At 55.4% G+C, this 17,001-nt stretch carries 16 protein-coding genes; 10 read left to right on the forward strand and 6 right to left on the reverse strand.

Annotated features, from left to right (window positions below):
* Positions 1 to 16 precede the first annotated feature (16 nt).
* The 5 genes from ACKGJP_RS05385 to ACKGJP_RS05405 form a co-directional block, all read right to left on the reverse strand.
* The gene (locus ACKGJP_RS05385) at positions 17 to 862 is read right to left on the reverse strand and encodes a sulfurtransferase (RefSeq protein ID WP_409344653.1); all 846 of its coding nucleotides are present in this window, start codon (positions 860 to 862) and stop codon (positions 17 to 19) included.
* 279 nt (positions 863 to 1,141) lie between these two features.
* Positions 1,142 to 2,380: a winged helix DNA-binding domain-containing protein gene (locus ACKGJP_RS05390; RefSeq protein ID WP_409344654.1), complete on the reverse strand. Its 1,239-nt coding sequence runs from the start codon at positions 2,378 to 2,380 to the stop codon at positions 1,142 to 1,144.
* Between the two features lie 92 nt (positions 2,381 to 2,472).
* Positions 2,473 to 3,705, reverse strand: a complete 1,233-nt coding sequence (locus tag ACKGJP_RS05395; RefSeq protein ID WP_409344655.1) for a WD40/YVTN/BNR-like repeat-containing protein — start codon at positions 3,703 to 3,705, stop codon at positions 2,473 to 2,475.
* Positions 3,706 to 3,890: 185 nt separating this feature from the next.
* Positions 3,891 to 4,421: a TlpA family protein disulfide reductase gene (locus ACKGJP_RS05400; protein ID WP_409344656.1), complete on the reverse strand. Its 531-nt coding sequence runs from the start codon at positions 4,419 to 4,421 to the stop codon at positions 3,891 to 3,893.
* Between the two features lie 31 nt (positions 4,422 to 4,452).
* Positions 4,453 to 5,523, reverse strand: a complete 1,071-nt coding sequence (locus ACKGJP_RS05405; protein ID WP_409344657.1) for a hypothetical protein — start codon at positions 5,521 to 5,523, stop codon at positions 4,453 to 4,455.
* A gap of 136 nt (positions 5,524 to 5,659) precedes the next feature.
* Here ACKGJP_RS05405 and ACKGJP_RS05410 point away from each other — a divergent pair, with 136 nt between their 5' ends.
* The 6 genes from ACKGJP_RS05410 to ACKGJP_RS05435 all read left to right on the forward strand — a co-directional run bounded on the left by ACKGJP_RS05410 (position 5,660) and on the right by ACKGJP_RS05435 (position 11,951).
* On the forward strand, positions 5,660 to 6,622 hold the full coding sequence (locus tag ACKGJP_RS05410; protein ID WP_409344658.1) for a sulfurtransferase: 963 nt from the start codon (positions 5,660 to 5,662) through the stop codon (positions 6,620 to 6,622).
* A gap of 15 nt (positions 6,623 to 6,637) precedes the next feature.
* Entirely contained in the window at positions 6,638 to 7,030 is a 393-nt protein-coding gene (locus ACKGJP_RS05415) for a rhodanese-like domain-containing protein (protein ID WP_409344659.1), read from the forward strand.
* Complete coding sequence (locus tag ACKGJP_RS05420; protein ID WP_409344660.1) at positions 7,030 to 7,290, forward strand: sulfurtransferase TusA family protein; 261 nt, start codon at positions 7,030 to 7,032, stop codon at positions 7,288 to 7,290. Before ACKGJP_RS05415 ends, ACKGJP_RS05420 begins: the two co-directional genes overlap by 1 nt.
* Before the next feature lie 105 nt (positions 7,291 to 7,395).
* A complete protein-coding gene (locus ACKGJP_RS05425; protein ID WP_409344661.1) occupies positions 7,396 to 8,514 on the forward strand; it encodes a YeeE/YedE family protein in 1,119 nt (372 codons plus the stop codon).
* Between the two features lie 100 nt (positions 8,515 to 8,614).
* A complete protein-coding gene (locus ACKGJP_RS05430; RefSeq protein ID WP_409344662.1) occupies positions 8,615 to 9,049 on the forward strand; it encodes a Dps family protein in 435 nt (144 codons plus the stop codon).
* Positions 9,050 to 9,317: 268 nt separating this feature from the next.
* Entirely contained in the window at positions 9,318 to 11,951 is a 2,634-nt protein-coding gene (locus ACKGJP_RS05435; RefSeq protein ID WP_409344663.1) for an Ig domain-containing protein, read from the forward strand.
* Positions 11,952 to 12,458: 507 nt separating this feature from the next.
* On the opposite strand, the gene ACKGJP_RS05440 is transcribed toward ACKGJP_RS05435, so the two are convergent.
* On the reverse strand, positions 12,459 to 13,211 hold the full coding sequence (locus ACKGJP_RS05440; protein WP_409344664.1) for a Crp/Fnr family transcriptional regulator: 753 nt from the start codon (positions 13,209 to 13,211) through the stop codon (positions 12,459 to 12,461).
* Between the two features lie 305 nt (positions 13,212 to 13,516).
* Between ACKGJP_RS05440 and ACKGJP_RS05445 the strand changes: the two genes are divergently transcribed.
* The 4 genes from ACKGJP_RS05445 (at position 13,517) to ACKGJP_RS05460 (ending at position 16,943) form a co-directional block, all read left to right on the forward strand.
* Positions 13,517 to 13,969, forward strand: a complete 453-nt coding sequence (locus tag ACKGJP_RS05445) for a GAF domain-containing protein (protein WP_409344665.1) — start codon at positions 13,517 to 13,519, stop codon at positions 13,967 to 13,969.
* An 85-nt stretch (positions 13,970 to 14,054) separates the two neighbouring features.
* Positions 14,055 to 14,708, forward strand: a complete 654-nt coding sequence (locus tag ACKGJP_RS05450; protein ID WP_409344666.1) for a response regulator — start codon at positions 14,055 to 14,057, stop codon at positions 14,706 to 14,708.
* On the forward strand, positions 14,698 to 15,819 hold the full coding sequence (locus ACKGJP_RS05455) for a PAS domain S-box protein (RefSeq protein WP_409344667.1): 1,122 nt from the start codon (positions 14,698 to 14,700) through the stop codon (positions 15,817 to 15,819). Before ACKGJP_RS05450 ends, ACKGJP_RS05455 begins: the two co-directional genes overlap by 11 nt.
* A gap of 242 nt (positions 15,820 to 16,061) precedes the next feature.
* Positions 16,062 to 16,943, forward strand: coding sequence for a helix-turn-helix domain-containing protein (locus tag ACKGJP_RS05460; RefSeq protein ID WP_409344668.1), 882 nt, complete (start codon positions 16,062 to 16,064; stop codon positions 16,941 to 16,943).
* Positions 16,944 to 17,001 lie beyond the last annotated feature (58 nt).

Below are 17,001 nucleotides of genomic sequence, written 5' to 3' on the forward strand. Positions count from 1 at the left end.
CAACCTGTATAACTGCTTACGCCTTCTCCTCTTCCCCCACCGCAATCGGATTCTCCTCATAGCTAATCCAATCGCTCCAGCTTCCGGCATACAGCTTAACCTTATCGAACCCTGCCGATTTGAGGGCGAGGACGTTCGGACAAGCCGTGACGCCGGAGCCGCAATAGACGATGATTTCGTCGTCGCGCGACAGATCGGCGAAGCGTTCCGCTTGCTCCTCCGGCGATTTCCAGGAGCCGTCCGCCCGCCGGCCTTCGGCCCAGAAGCGGTTGATCGCGCCGGGAATATGTCCCGCCGTACGATCGATCGGCTCGACCTCTCCCCGGTAGCGGGGGGCCTCCCGGGAATCGATCAGCACGACGCCAGGCGCGTGCAGCTTAGCCTTTACTTCCGCGGCATCAGCGGTAAGAACGGTCTGTGGCCGGGCAATGAAGGAAGCCGGTACGATCACCTTTTGCTCGGAAGAGACGGGGAAGCCGGCTTGCTTCCAAGCACTGAAGCCTTCATCCAGCACATATACGGCTTCATGTCCCAAATATTGCAGGAGCCACCACAGCCTTGAAGCCATTGCACCGCCTTGATCGTCATAGACGACGACGCGGGTGTCGCTGCCGATTCCCGCTTTGCCGAGGCGTTTGGCCAGAGCGTCCATATCCGGGAGCGGGTGCCGGCCTCCGTGCTCGCCGATCGGCGCGGAGAGGTCTTTTTCCAAATCAAGATAGACCGCGCCTGGAATATGCGACTCTATGTAAGCTTCGTGTCCGGCATCGGGTTTACCCAGTAGGAAACGGCAATCCGCGATGACGATGTCCGGCTCGTACAAGCGAGCCAATAACCAGTTTTTAGATACGATTGCATGCATGATTCGATAAACCGCCTTTCTTGCCTGAGTAGGCTTTTGACTCCATTATAGACGAATTTCGGGGCAAAACCATTAGACTTCTTCAGCTTTCTCGAACGCGGCCGTCGAACTGGCCTGCAAGCTCCGCCTGCAACTCCTCCGTCATCTGCCGGACAAGCCCGGGCTTTCCGTCAAAATGGGCGGGGGAAGTGTTCTTGAATAGGACTATTTGCCGGCTGCTGGATCTCGGAGCATAAGTTTCCGCCTCCGTATGGGAGCAGCCGCTGCAAGATGCGTGTGCTAACCTTGCTTTCCGACGACGAAACGGATGTCCCGGTTTGCCGAGTCTGCTGCGGCGAATGCCAGCAAACGGGAGCCCTCCTCCGTCAATTCGTTTTCCACTTGCTTGGAAAGGGGCTCGAAGGGTTCGATGACCAGTGAGGCGGAGTCTTTGCCGCGCTCGATTCTCCATATGCCTCGCACAAAGCCGTCGACGAGGATGGTCGCTTTGACGATCCCGTTAACGGTGAAAACGAGCGGACGATGCTCATCGGCGATAATTCGGGTGCGGTCGGCGTATGAAAGGAGCATGTTGTCGAACTCGCCGAGAAAGCGCGGCGGGGCCGCCGTATCCGGAGCGGGACGAGGCGCATCCGGCAGGTCGAACAGCTCGCTGCCATGTTCGTCATGGAAGACGAGCAAGCGCGGCCGCAGCGTTTCGACTGTTTCGCGCAGCCGGGTTAGTCCTGACCAAGCTTGCATGTCTTTGACGGAGGCCGGGCCGAAAGCGGCCAAATAGCGTAAAAGGACAGCCTCCGCCGAAGGCTCGGAGGACAAAGGGAGGCCAAGCCACGCTTCGGCCGACGTATGGGCGGCCGGTCCGCTTTCGCCCCAAAGGCCGCGCGGGGGCACTTGGACGAGCGGCACCAGCGTGCGGATAGCGGCGCCAAGCGCTTCGGCGTTACTGTCGGGCCACCGCTCCAGCAATAGGACGCCTAGCTCTTGGAACGTACGCGGCCGCTCCTCGACCAGTTCTCTGCCGGCTGCCGCAAGCGCCCCGGTATCGACACCCGCCAGGGAACGTCCGTAGGCGCCTTTCAGCCCGCGATCCAAGACGGGCTGAAGGAGCGGGCGAAAGGACAGGCAATCCCGGGCGCTCACCAAGTGTATGGTGGACCGCATCAGTCCGATTCTCACGGCGCGCCGCTCGGTAAGGAGCTCGGCCAGCTCGTCCTGGCGGAAGCCTGCGAGCCTTGTCCACAAGCCGAAATAGGGCGGATTGGGCGCCTGCGCTTGAAGACCGGCCAGATGCTCGATCGCCTCCAAAGCGCTCATCTCGGCGCGGCGAAGCAGCAGCTGCCTCTCAAGTAGGGCTCGGTTGAGCGCGCGCCTGCTTAGCTGGGGAACGCTTGCTTTTCTAGCTCCCTCAGCGGATGAAGGAGAGAGGGGCGAAAAGTTCGCCTTTTGCTTTTTGAGCGGCATTGTCGCTCGGCTTTTACCGGAAAGGGTTTCGTCTTCCGACGGGGTGGGAGAAAGCATGTTGCAACGCCTCCTGACGTAGGGTTCAAGTTTCCTCTATTATAATGCGAAAGCCCTGACAACAAGTTGTCAGGGTTTCAGCATGTTTTCGGTCAAGAAGCGGATTTCGGCTTATCGAAGGTGTGCGCCTTCGACCAGTGGGCGCCTCCGTCGGAGGTCGTATACATGACCGACGGCGCGGTATTGTCCGTGCCGATCCACCAGCCCTGCTTGTCGTCGGCCATTGCAAGGAGCGCTCCCGCGTAGCCTTCGATCGATTGGGCGCCGTTGATCCACGTTTTGCCGCCGTCCGTCGTTTTGCCTACCGTATTGGGCAGATCGCACGCTCCGCAGTAGCCGCCCATGAAAGCCGCGCTTGGGTTCACTACGTAGAGCGGTCCCGGTCCGGAGCCGGCATTTTTGGCGCCTTGCTTGTCATCGATGGCGATGCCCGGAGCAGGGCCTGCGCCGGCCGTCGAATTGGCAAGCACCGTCTGCCACTGCTTGCCACCGTCGGAGGAGTGGAACAAGGAATAGGACGTCTGCGTCATGCCGGAGCCGCCGATCCATTCCACCCAAGCATCGTTAGCGCCTGCAGAGCGAATGACCGTTCCGGCGAGAGGGTCGGCAATCGGCCGCGACATGACGGTAGTCCACGCTTTGCCGCCGTCCGTCGTACGGACGATGCTTGCTTTTTCTTTGTCCTGCGTTACGGCCCAGCCGTTCTTGGCGTCGTGGAAATAGGCGTCTCCCACCATGCGCTCGGGTACGGGGAGCGAGCTCCACGTTTTGCCGCCGTCGGTTGTCTTGGCATTGGCGCTGTACGCTTCCGACTTGGAAACGAAGTGCAAAAATCCTTGGTTCGGCACCGCGCCGGTCTTAGCCCAATGCTTGCCGCCGTCGGCAGTATTCAGCAAGGAATAGCTGCCGGCTTCGCTGCCTTCGTTGCTGCCGTCCAGCGTTGCCCAAGCGTCTTGTCCGTTCAATGCAAACAATTGACGCACGGTGCCCGCGCCTTGGTATTGCATGCTCCAAGTTTTCCCCGCATCGTCGGTTCGGGCGATCCAGCCTTCCCCGCCTGTCCAGCCTGACTTGGCGTCAGCCAACCGGACAGCGGTCACCTTGCCGGTGTGCGCCGCAGCCGTCGGCTTCGCGGAAGGCGCATTAGGCGTTCCTGCGTCAGCGGGAGCCGGGCTCGGGCTCTCTTGGTTGGAGGGAACCGCGGATGGCGGAAGCGTCCTGCCTTCCGTCCCTTGCGGTGTTCCTGCCGATCCCCTGCAGCCTGTAATTCCGATAAATAAGGCGGATGCGACTAGCGTAAGCTTCATTTTTCGTAACATGGACATGTCCATCCCTCCGTCATTGGATTTTGTATATCAGTCTACGTGCTCATAGACGAACAAAAGACTATAATTGTTTTCCATTATTCCTCGCGATTGTGTCCGATAAACCGATTCGTTACCGGGGATAATGCAAAAAGGCTGCTCCCGTCATCGTCATGACGCGGGGCAGCCCTTGCTCGTTTCGTTGATCAGTTAATGAGAGGCGTAAGCTTCTTTTCCAGTTCGGCAGGCTCCAGGACGTGAAAGACGTCCGTGATTTTGCCGCTACGATCCACCAGGAAGCTTGTCGGAATCGACTGGAATCGGTAGGCATCGAGCGCGGCTCCCTCCTGATCGAGCAAGATAGGGAAAGTGAAGCCGTACGTTTTGGCGAACGCCTCCGCCTCTTTGCGCGTATCCTGACTCGTTACGTTCACCGCATACAAATCGAATTTGCCTTGAAACTTCTCATACAACGCTTGGATATCCGGCGCTTCGATCTGGCAAGGGATACACCAGGAAGCCCAGAAATTGACCAGCACCGGCTTGTCGCGTTCGCCGCCGACCCGGTATGGTTTACCGTCGAGCGCCGTCAGCTCGAAAGCGGGCGCGTTAAAGCCCACCTTGGGAGCCGAATCGGCGGGAGCGGCGGCCTTGCGGGACAGCTCGCCCATATGCTGATAGATGGCGGCGCCGGCGAGAACGGCCACGATGGCGAGCACGATCCAATTTCGTTTCATAGGCTTCCCCCTTTCCGTCCGGGCGACGGCATCAGCAGCTTCCGCCGATGCCCGGCAGCGCCTTGAGCTGGATGCCGTGCGGCGTTTGCCCTACCTTGATCCGCTCGACGGCTTGCTTGGAGGCCGTATCGATGACGGCTATCTGATCCGTGCCGCTTAGGGTAACGTATGCTTTAGACTGCTGACGGTTGAAGGAAATATGTCTGGCACCTTCGAGTCCGGTCAGCTTCGTTATGACTTTATTGCCTTTCAGATCGACAAAGCTGACCTCGCTGCTCTCCATGCCGGTGACCACGGCGGTTTGCCCGTCCTCGGTGACGACGACGTCGGTCGCGCCCTTCAGGTCGGCGATTTTACCCTGCGGCTTGCCGTCGGCCGTGTTGTAAATTTCGAGCGTTCCGTCGCCTGCGCACGGGACGAAGAGCGTTTTGCCGTCGTCGCTGAGTTTGATGGCGCGAGGCGTTTTCCCGGTCGGGATCGTCAGCTCGACCTGTTTGGTTTTTACATTGACGACGTATACCTTATTGTTCTCATGATCGCTCACGTACAGCTTGTCGCCGAACAACACCAAATAATTCGTGTGCGCGCCCGTGCCAAGGTCGATCGTGCCGGCTTCCTTGCCCGCCTTCGTATCGACGAGGTAGACGAATTGATCGGCCACTGCAGCTACATAGAGCGTCTTATTGTCGGGCGACAGAGCCATGCCGTGAGGCATCGGACCGACGGGAACCTCTTTCTCGACCTTGAGCGTTTGCGTGTTAATGATGGAAACGGAACTGCTATTCATATTAGCCGCATACGCTTCGCGCATCGTGCTTGAGAAGATGACGGTGGAAGGCGCTTCCGACAAGGCGACGCTGCCGACTACTTTGCCGGTAGGGACGTCGATGACGGACAAGCTGTTTGTTTTCTCGCTGGGCACGTAAAATTGAATGTTCGTAAGCTTGCCTGCATCCGTTTGAACGGCGCCTGCACCTTCGTTATTTTTGGAGGCTCCGGCGTTCAAGCGCTGGGCGGCTTCTTCTTTCGACTCGAGCGCGCAGCCGCTTGCCAGCAAGGTGAGGGCAATCGCAAGCGACAATGCTTTCTTACGGTTGATCATGGCGTATTCTCCTAGGTGGATGACTTTTATTCAAAATAAAACATTGTAAAACACTCGGAATAAATGTTATTATACGGGGCATAAGGTCAAAAAATCAAGTACATCATCGTTCGGCAATAGGGGAGGAGAACTAAAAATGAAGAAGAAATTAGCGCTAGCCGCACTGACTGTATTGGCCATGGTGGCCGCCGCTTGCGGCAATAAAGGAGAAAGCGCGAATACGAACGCCGCGGCTACCCCGTCGGCTAAACCCGAGCAAAGCACTCAGGTTTCCAAGGCTTCCGATACGTACGAGAACGCGCAGCTGCTTGCAGACGTGAAATGGGTGGAAGAGCACGCGAAGGATAGCAAGGTGAAAATTATCGACGTCCGCGCAAAAGGGTACGAGCAAGGACATATTCCGGGAGCGATCGCCCTTAACTCGGGACTGCTGAAGGATGCCAAGAACAATACGATCGTGACCGCGGATAAATTCCAGGAAATCTTCCAAAACCTCGGCGTCAACACGGATACGACTATCGTGCTGTACGATGAAGGCAACTCGCTCAATTCCGGACGCGTCTTCTACGGTCTTGAATATTATGGCCACAAGGATAAGGTAAAAGTGCTTAACGGCGGCTATGCGGCTTGGACGGCTGCTTCCAAAGACGTTTCCACCGAAACGCCGGCTGCGGCGAAAGGAACGTTTACCGCTAAAGCCAATCCCGATCTGGTGACGACGAAGGAACAGATCAAGCAATTGAACCTGCAGGCTTGCGTGCTGTTAGACGTACGCTCCTCGAAAGAATATACGGGCGAAGATTTGCGCGGCAACCAAAAGGGCGGCCATATCGACAAAGCGGTTAACAAAGAGTGGAGCGATGCCATCGAGCAAAACAAAGACGGAGTGCCTGTCTTCAAGAATGCCAAAGACTTGCAAGCCGCTTTCAGCAACCTGGGCGTCGACAAGAACAAAACCGTCGTCCCTTATTGCCAAACGAACGTGCGCGGCGCGCATACGTATTTGACGCTTCGTTTGCTCGGTTACAAAGACGTGCGTCCTTATGAAGGCTCCTTTGCGGAGTGGGGCAACGCCAGCGATACGGAAGTCGTGAAATAATAGGAGGAACGAACCGTGGCAGAACTCATCGAAGGCATTTCGCATCTGGATGCTAAGGAACTGCAGGCGATCGTAGCCGATCCTGCGAATCCGGTCGTCGTCATCGACGTTAGAGAGCCGGAGGAATATACGGAGGCTCATATTGCAGGGCTTCCTCTTATCCCGATGGGCGATATTATCGACATCGTCGACCAGCTGGACAAATCGAAGGAATACGTATTCGTATGCCGCAGCGGCCGGAGAAGCTTTGAGGTGGCCAAATTTTTCCGCGCTCAAGGCTTCGAACAGGTACATAATTTCAAGGGCGGCATGCTGGATTGGCAGGAGCAAGGGCATGAAATAGCCGCAGGGGAAGACCATATCATCGAAACATTCAGCCCGGAACAACTGGAAAGGAAGCGGTCCTAATGAGTTTAACGGAAAAAGAATTGCTGGCCCTGAAGCCGGATCATATTGTCGATGCAATCGGAGAGGTTTGCCCGCATACGCTCAATCTTGCGCTGGCCGGACTCAAAAAAGCGCAGCCGGGAGAAATCGTCGTTGAAATTACGGATCACTCGATTGCGACCAAAACGATTCCCGCAGCCGTCAAAATGAACAACTACGGCGAATTTCTCGGCGTAGCCAAGCATAAGGGCAATTATCATATCTTCGTTAAAAAACACTAGAAGCGGTTTTCAAAAAGTCGCCTATGATCACGAAGCATATCGAGAAGAGGCTTCGACATCGAATCTTGCGTTCAACTTCGAAAATGACAAGGATGGATGGCTGAAATGGCATTTACAATAGACTTTTTCATAATGGCCGCCGTCTTCGGTTTCCTGTACGGGTTTTTGCTGCAAAAGGCCGACTTCTGCTTTACCGCCTCCGTCCGCGACTGGATTAGCGTGAAGGACACGCGAATCATGAACGGCGTGCTCGTGCTGATCGCGACTGCGCTGATCGGCTGGGGCATTGCGCTTGCAACGGGAATGAAAAGCGCAGCCGACGTATGGACCGTGCCGCTTGGCGGCGCGAATCTGATCGGCGGCATCCTGTTCGGCATCGGCATGACGTGGGCGGGCGGCTGCGGCTCCGGTACGTTGTACCGGGCCGGAATGGGCTACATGCAGTTCTGGATCGTACTCGCCGCTGCGCTTGCGGGCAATCTGTTGTTCGCCTTCCTTTATGATCCGTGGGCGAGAGCTGCCATCGAACCGCTGACGATCGTGGAAGGCGGATATACGCTGTATGACTGGCCGCTGCCTTCGCTTGTCATCCCTGTGCTTATCGTCGCATTGATGGTAGGCATCGCGGTTTACCGGCACGGCTTCAAGGGCTTCCTGCAAGGAATCAAGGAATCGCTCACAGACTGGGAGAAAAATCCGTTCAAACAGTCGCACTGGGACATTCGGTTTGTCGCCTTCCTGATCGGCGTTATTGCGACCGTTCAATTCGTCTTGATGTCGAACGTCGGCATTACCGGACCGGAGACGCGAATCGCCGCCGTGGCGATGGCGCAAATTTTCGGCGACGACACCGTGTTCGGCAATACGTATTTGAACGCATTGTTCGCCGATTTCCCAAGAATCGGGCTCGGTCCGGAAGAGACGCTCGTCATCTTCCTCGTGATCGGCTCCTTTGCGGCATCGATGCTAAGCGGCAGCTTCAAGCTTCGCAAGCCGCGGTTGTCGAGGCTGCCGGCCGCGATCGGCGGCGGTCTATTGATGGGCGTTTCCTCGCGGATCGCTCCCGGCTGCAACATCGCGAACGTGATTACCGGTATCGGCGGTCTGTCCCTTAGCAGCGTCGTCGTGCTGATCGGCATGATCATCGGCATCGTTATCGTCGTCGCATTCGTCTTCAAAATGCCGCTGATGCTGTTCCAGCGCGAAGAGACGTTCCGCGGTTAAAGGCGGAAGCCATGCCGGCTATTGCGAAAAATCGTAATAATTCGCCTCCATTCTGTTCAAACTACCGAAGGGTAAGTTTACCAGAGTGGAGGTTTTTGCCGTGGAAACACTTTTTCAGGAACTGAACAGACAGCTTGCGAGTTGGAGCGTCATGTACGTCAAGCTGCACAATTACCATTGGTACGTGAACGGGCCGCAGTTTTTTACGCTGCATGCGAAATTTCAAGAGCTGTACGAGGAAGCCGCGCTGCATGTCGACGAAATCGCCGAGCGGATTTTGGCCTTGCACGGACGTCCGATAGCAACGATGAAGCAGTTTACCGAAACGTCCTCGATCGCGGAAGCGAACGGAAGCGAAAACGCCGAGCAAATGGTCGAGGCGATAGCGGGGGATTTCACGACGCTGATCGGGGAACTGAAAAGAGCGATGGCGATCGCCCAGGAGCTCGGCGACGAAACGACGTCCGATATGCTGCTGGCCATTCATACGGGGCTCGAGAAGCATGTGTGGATGCTGAGATCGTTCTTGAAATAGGCTTGCGTACGATTGAAGAGGATAGGGGGAGTGATTCCCGCTGTCCTCTTCTTTTTTATTGTGAAACTTCTTCAATAATCCCCTGTACAATCGTGACAATTTTATGATCATTACGTAAAACGGCCCTGATTGTCCGGCTAAAATCTAAACATTTGCCCTCCTCCTGCCGATAGAGTAGCTATAGGTGTGCCCAATCCGATTGTCTCTGTTTTTCCCTGAGGCTCCGGGATGCAGACAGTTAGCAGAAAAAAACGGAGGAGATCAAGAAATGAATGTCAAGAAAGCAAGACTGACGGCATTATTACTCGTCATTTTTTTGATTGCTAGCAGCTTTGGCGCGGTGCAGGCAAGCGCGGCAAACGAAATTTCGATGCTGGTGCTGAATAAGAACGAGGTAGCGCTGGAGGTCGGATCCACGGCATCGCTTACGGCTACGGCCGTTTTTGTAAACGGAGCGACGGAGAACGTCACGCTCAAGACGGACTGGAGCACGGGCGACGCTGAGAAAGCTTCCGTCTATGCCGGCGTCATTACGGCTAAGAAAGAGGGCAAAGTCGTCATTACCGCGACGTATATGGAAAAGCCCGTGATCGTTACCGTCACGATCAGCAAAAATGTGCGCTCGCTCGTAAAGGACAAGCAGTCCCTTAACTTGCGTAAAGGCCAGCCGGAGCAAATCGGGCTGACCGCTTATTACGGCGACAATACGGAAGAAGACGTCACGAAGAAAGCGACGTGGAGCATCGACAACGGTTCTGTAGCTACCGTATTTGACGGTATGGTAAAGGGCCTTGAGTCCGGTACGGCCACGATAACGGCTAAATATAACAGCCAAACCGTAACGATCCCGGTCAGCGTGGAAATCGCCAAGCGGGTCGATCTGAATCAATCCGCCGTTTCGCTGCTGCTCAAGGATCCGCATAAAGTCACGTTGAAGGCGACTTATCCGGACGGCACGGACAAAGAAGTGACGGATATCGCGCTCTGGGAGTCGGATAACCCTGAGGTGGCCGACGTCATCAAGGGCGAAATAACCGGGTACAGCGCGGGACAGGCAAAGATTACCGGTACCTACGGAACGAAGTCGGCGACGATTGTGGTCGACGTTGACAAAGCGCTTAAGCTGGAGCTGGACAAGCAGAACGTGCTTATGAAGATCAAAACCAATCCGACCGAGCAGCTGAAGCTGACGGCTACCTTCGCCGGCAGCGGCGAAGAAGAGAATGAAAGCACGGACATTACCGAACGCGCCGAATGGACTTCGAGCAACGAAAGCGCGGTAAGCGTCGTGAAAGGAAAGCTGATCGCGAACGGCAGCGGCCAAGCGACCATTACGGCAAAGTACGGAGAGAAAACGGTGACGACGCAGGTTGACGTCGATGTGCCGAGAAGACTGGAAGCGGATAGCGAAACCCGTTATTTGCAGATCAATCAGCCGGAGAGCAGCACCCTTCCTACGGACAGCATCATCCTGACGGCGACCTATGCGGACGGCTCGAAGGAAAATGTTTCGGCTATCGCCGAGTGGTCGTCGGACAATGAAGCTATCGCGGACGTATCCAAAGGCGTAGTAAAAACCTACAAAGCCGGCGAAGCGAACGTTACGGCCAAATACGGCGGCAAAACCGTGAAGGTGAAGCTGCTCGTCGACGTCCCGACCCGGATTACGCCGAATACGAAGACAGTCAACTTCCAGATCGGAAGCTCGGAGCAAATTGTACTGAAGGCGCTCTACACGAATGCGTCCGACGTTGACGTTACGAGCAAGGCGGAATGGACGACAAGCGCTCCTGAAATTGCGGAGGTCCGCAATGGCCAGATTACGGGTATCGGTACCGGTACCGCGACGATCACAGCCAAATACGGCACAAGAACCGCAACCGTTCAAGTATCCGTCGGCGTTCTGAAAAGCTTGACTACGACAAGCGAGCTTACGCTGCCGCTGAACAAGGGCGACAAGCGAAACATCGATTTGAAAGCGACTTATACGGACGGCACGACCTCCGATGTTGTGGCGGAAGCGGTATGGGCAAGCTCGAACGAAAAAGCGGCGACAGTCGATCAAGGCGCTATTACGGCCGTTGCGGCGGGTGAGGCTTCCGTTACCGCAACGTATGGCGGCAAAACGGTTACCTTGAACGTCAAAGTGGATATGGCCGATAAGCTGAAAGCAAGCTCCACCCTGCTCCTGTTCGATCTGGGAGAGACGAAGTCCGTCGTTCTGACGGCGACGGATTCCAAGGGCAAAGAAGTGAATGTGACCAAGGATGCGGAATGGAAATCGGCCAACGAGGCGATTGCCGAGGTAACCGAAGGCGTGATTACGCCGATATCCAGAGGGAAGACGACCGTTACGGCTAAATACGGCGGCAAGACGGTTACGATTACCTTGGAGATCGGTATCGTCCAATCGCTGACCGTCGACAAAAAGTTTATCGTGACGAAAACAGGAGAAACGGTTCAGCTTCAGCTTTCGGCTGAACTGACCGACGGCAGCAAGAAGGATGTAACCGATGAGGCCGTATGGAAATCCAGCTCCTACAAGATAGCGGATGTTACGAACGGCATGGTGACGGCGATGGCTTCGGGCACGGCCAACATCTCCGCTACTTACGGAGGAAAGACGATTACGGTACCGGTTGAAATCAACAAGCTTAAGTATTTCAAAACGGACAAGATTCTCGTTCAAATGACGACCGGCGGTCAAGAAAACGTGAAAGTAACCGCTACGTTCGAAGACCAGTCCGATCTGGATGTGACGATTCCGTCCTTGTGGACGACGTCCAATATTCGGGTAGCCGATGTCAAGGACGGCGTCATTAAAGCGATCGGCAAAGGAAAAGCGACGATTACGGTGACATACGGCAAAATGAAAGCGACCGTGTATGTGACGGTAAACTAATAAACGCAGCGTGTGTACGCTGCGGAACGATAAACCCTCCGGAGCAGGAAGCTACGGAGGGTATTATTTTATATGAAAGTGCATCGCGAGCGCATTCGGAACGCATCGATTTACGAGGACCGCGAAATATCTTATTCGACGGAAGGCGGCCCCACTTCTCTTAATGGAAGCGGTGATCATTCTTCGTTAGTAAGCGTGCGGCTATGCAAACATCGGCAGCTGTCTTCCCTTAATGACTACGCGTTAAATGGTTGAGCCAGTCGTGAACATGATGTTGTACGGAATACAATATTTTGGACCGTGCGGAGTCCTTTTCCTTACCAATGCTGCATTTTTTACAACAAAATAGCTCAAAAAAGCTGAAAACGACTTCGCAGCGCTCGATTTGTTGTATTTTCTGCAACATGCAGCCTTTTATCAATCGGAATGATGAAAAATGCTGCATGTCATGCAGCATTTCATTAATATCACATCCCGAGCTGCGGGAAGAAGCGGGATAGCGGTTAGCTACATTCTGCAAATATCAAGCGGACATGCAGAACAGTTGCAAATGCTGCGCAGGTTTTCCAGCCGGCGGATAACGATTTTGCCGTCCCGCAGCTCGATGGTTCCTTCGTCTTTGAGCGACGCGAGCATCCGATTGACGCTTTCGCGGGCGGTGCCGATCATATCGGCAAGCTCGTTATTCGTCAGCTTAATATCGATAAAAATGCCTTCCGAAGTGGAGACGCCGAAGCTGTTGCCCAGCCGAATCAGGGTCGAGGCCAGAGCGCCTTGCTTGCCGAAGAGCAGCAGGTCGCGTATTTTGGATTGCGTTACCCGGTTCATATGTCCCAGCCAGTTCATGAAAGGAAAGGCGAGGCTGCCGTTCGCGGCCAGCAGCCGTTCCAGCTCGTTCCACGGCAGAACGCCGATCTCGGCATCCTCGATCACCTCCGCGCTGAAGCCGTACGCCACCATGCCGCCGCATGCCATTTCGCCGATCAAGTCGCCTTTCTGCATGAGAGAGAGAATGAGATCCTTCCCTTCCTCCGTCGTTTTCCGCAGCTTGACGCGGCCGGAGCGGATATAATAAAGGCGGCTTGCGTCGTCGCCTTCCCAGAATAAGTAAGAGCCTGCTTTCACCCGTTTGGGGAGCATGATGCCGCTCAGCAAATCCCGGTGCTCGGCGGACAGAAAAAGCGAAATGCCACCTTCGAATTCGTGGTCCTTTCGTTTCATCGGTTCGTTTACGTTTTTTGCGGGACAGTTGATAGCCATCTTTGCTTCCTCCTCCGTTTGCTTTCCATGTCTTTATTTTACGGCATCGCGCTTTGTTTGGTTATTGGGGAAACTCCTGAACTTAGGGAGAGCATTCCCCTAATTCCCCGAGTGCGTCCGTTCCTCTTTGTGACCGATATCACAGCGCGTCCTCCGTGTTTTCGCTTAGAATCGGCGCAGCACGGGGCAGCGAGGCGGAGTATCGACTCCCTTAACCGTTTTTCAGGGTTTTCCCTGACTTACATGGAGAAGGATAAGGTTTAGAATAAAGAAGAATGCGGAGTCGGACCGTAGGAGGAAGGCGAATGGAAAACGACCGGGCGAATGTCAGCGGGGAACTGGATGCGATTCGTTTGCTGACGGCGAGCGATGTTACGGCTTTAGCTTGGGTGGAAAGCGGCCAAAAGCGTATCCGCTGGTCGCATATGTCGGGAAACGACAATGAACGCTATAAGCATATTGCCCATAGATCGAATCAAGGGATTGCCGGGACCGTCGTCCGGACGGGACGTTCAGTCAAGAGCGATACGTCGGATGCCGCGCTTGCGAAGGTGTGCCGCGACGATCCGCTGATGATCGCCGAAAAGCTGAATGCGGTCATGGCGGCGCCGATCGTGCGGCAAGGAGAAGTGCAGGGCGTGCTGCTGGCGGGCAAACGGTCGGGAAACGCGTATTCGAGCGCGAATATGGAGCAGCTCGTACAGGCCGGGAGGCGACTGGCTTCGCTGTTATTTGGCGGAGAGCTAACGAACGGATGATGCGGTCTCTGCTGTCGGCATCGGCCATCGTCTGGTATGATGAAAGAGTGCGAGTAAAACTCAGCTTAGCATCGGGAGGAGAACCATGATTCGTGTTTTGATTGCCGATGACCATGCGGTCGTCAGATCCGGTCTCATCATGCTTTTGGATGGCAAGCACCGGATCGAAATCGTCGGAGAGGCGGCGGACGGCGACGAAGCGATAAGGAAAGCGGCGGAGCTCCATCCGGATGTCGTCCTGATGGATTTGAGCATGCCGCCGGGCAAAGACGGCATGACGGCGACCGCCGAGCTGAAGAAGCTGCTCCCGGATACGTCCGTGCTCATTTTGTCCATGCATGACGATGATGAATATTTGTTCCGATCCATTCAAGCAGGGGCTTCCGGGTACGTATTGAAGAGCGCCCCGCACGAGGAACTGCTGGTTGCGATCGCTTCGGTTGCCGGAGGCAACGCCTACTTGTATCCGAATGCGACCAAGCGGCTGATGAGCCAATATGTCGATAAGCTGAAGCACGGCGAGAATGCCGATACGTATGGATCACTTTCCGAACGGGAAAAAGAGGTTTTAGCCAAGGTTGCTCTTGGCTATGCGAACAAAGAGATCGCCGAGCAGCTGATCATTAGCGTGAAGACCGTAGAGACGCACAAGAGCAACCTGATGGAGAAGCTCGGCCTGAAGACGAGAGCGGATCTCGTGAAATACGCGCTGAAGAAGGGGCTGCTGCATGGTGACTAACGATCGGGAGGAACGGTATCCGGAAGTGATCGCGCAGCGCGTCAGCACCCTTATGGCGGAGCTTCACGAGCATGTCGCCGAACCCGCATTTCGCGAAACATTGACGCAGTCGCTGAAGCAGCTGGCCGATCTGAAGTTCGCGCTCGACGAGTCGTCGATTGTGGCGGTAACGGACAACCGCGGCACGATTCAGTATGTGAACGATAAGTTTTGCGAAATATCCAAATATGCTCGGAATGAGCTTATCGGACGCGATCATCGGATCATCAACTCCGGCCATCACGACAAGGCGTTCATGCGGGAGTTATGGCGGACGATCGGGAACGGAGGCGTTTGGCACGGCGATATTAAGAACAAGGCGAAGGACGGCTCCTATTATTGGGTGAATACGACGATCGTGCCGTTTCTGGACGAAACGGGCCGTCCTTATCAATACTTGGCTATCCGCAACGAAGTGACCAGGCTGAAGCGGGTGGAGGAAGAGCTGCAGCTGATGATGACTCAGGTTATGCGCATTCAGGAGGAGGAGCGCCGGCGGTTCTCCCGGGAGCTGCATGACGGCATCGGGCAGAGTCTGTTTTCGCTGCGTATCCGGCTGGACCGGCTTGCGGCCGATCCGGAGCAGGAGGAACTGCTTAAGCTGCGGGAGGACGTTTCCTTGATTATGGAAGACGTAAGAAGCTTGGCTTGGGAGCTGCGGCCGTCCGTCCTGGACGATCTCGGCGTCGTTCCCGCCATTCGTACGTATGTGGAGAATTACTCGAAACATTACGGCATACAGGTCAAGCTGAGCTGCAGCCTGAAGAAGCGTCCGGGCCTGCAGGAGGAAACGGTTATTTACCGCGTGATTCAGGAGGCGCTTACGAATGCCGCCAAATATGCGGACGCCTCCGAAGCGGAAGTGACGGTAGCGGACGGGGACGAAGGCGTGACGGTGCGCGTTGCGGATGCGGGCAAAGGGTTCGTTCGGCAGAAGGACACGAAGGGCGTCGGATTGTTCAGCATGGAGGAGCGGGCCAGAGGCGTAGGCGGCCAGCTCGACATTCGCTCCTTGCCCGGGCAAGGTACCGTCGTCACGCTTCTTTTGCCGAACCGGCAGCAGGTGGAATAAGCGCTGCACGCCCCTCCTTGAAACGCTTGGCGAGTAAACCGCGGTTACCGTAAAAGGACAAGGCAGCAGACTTCATGTCGGCCGCTTTGTCCTTTTCTTCATCTCGCTTGCCATGTATGAGCCGGCGCAAGGTGCCATGTCTCTTCCGGCCCGATGTGATATGATAAAAGCAGCTATAGAAGAAGGCGCTTACAAGCAAGATTAAAGCAACTGCAGCGAACGAACGAAACGAGGTGACTGGCTTGGAAAAAAAGTCGATGAACCTGTACGCCTACCCCGGCGATTTCCCTTTCTGGATCCAGCGCAACCGTCACGATATAAGGGACATGCCCGGCATGCATACCCATGAATTCGTAGAATTGATCTACGTGACGGAAGGACGCGCGACGCACTTGTTTCAAGATATTTCATACGAAATTCGCGCTGGGGACGTTTTCGTCATTAATCCGGGTGAAATGCACGGCTATGCGGGCGAGCCGGATCAGCACATCGAAATCGTAAACTGCTTGTTCGAGCCCGGCTTTATTCAGACCTCGCTTCTGCGCGAGCTGAACATTTCCGATTCACTCGATTTTTTTTACGTGCAGCCGTTCTTTCAGAAGGAGACGCGCTTCCACCACAAGCTCAATCTGCGCGGGACGGAAGCCGCCGATATCATGGACATTTTGGAGCACATCCATGCGGAAATGGGCCGGCGCCGTCCCGGGTTCCGGCCGCTGATTCAGCTGAAAATGATCGAACTGTTCATTTTGCTGTCCCGGTATTACAACGAACGGAAAACGAACGCCGGCTCCGTCCCGCCCGGAGAACTGCTCGTTCTTCGCGTATGCGGTTATGTGGACCGGCATTATAATGAAAAGCTTACGCTTCCCCTGTTCTCGGAATTGTTTCATATCGGCGTAAGGCAGCTGAACCGGTACTTCAACCGGTATGTCGGCTGCAGCGTGATCGAGTACGTTCATCGAATCCGGATGGAGAAGGCTAAGCGGCTGCTGGCCGAAACCGGCGAAAAAATCGTCGTCGTGGCGGAAATGGTTGGCTACGAGGACCCCGCTTTTTTCAGCAAGCTGTTCACGCGGACGGTCGGATTTTCCCCCGGCAAGTACCGCGAAGCGAACAGGTAAACAAGGGTTTTCCATATGTCCGAATCGCCAATGATCATGTCCGCATCGCCAATGGCCT

This window comes from Paenibacillus litoralis (assembly GCF_046244365.1).
Lineage (GTDB): Bacteria > Bacillota > Bacilli > Paenibacillales > NBRC-103111 > Paenibacillus_V.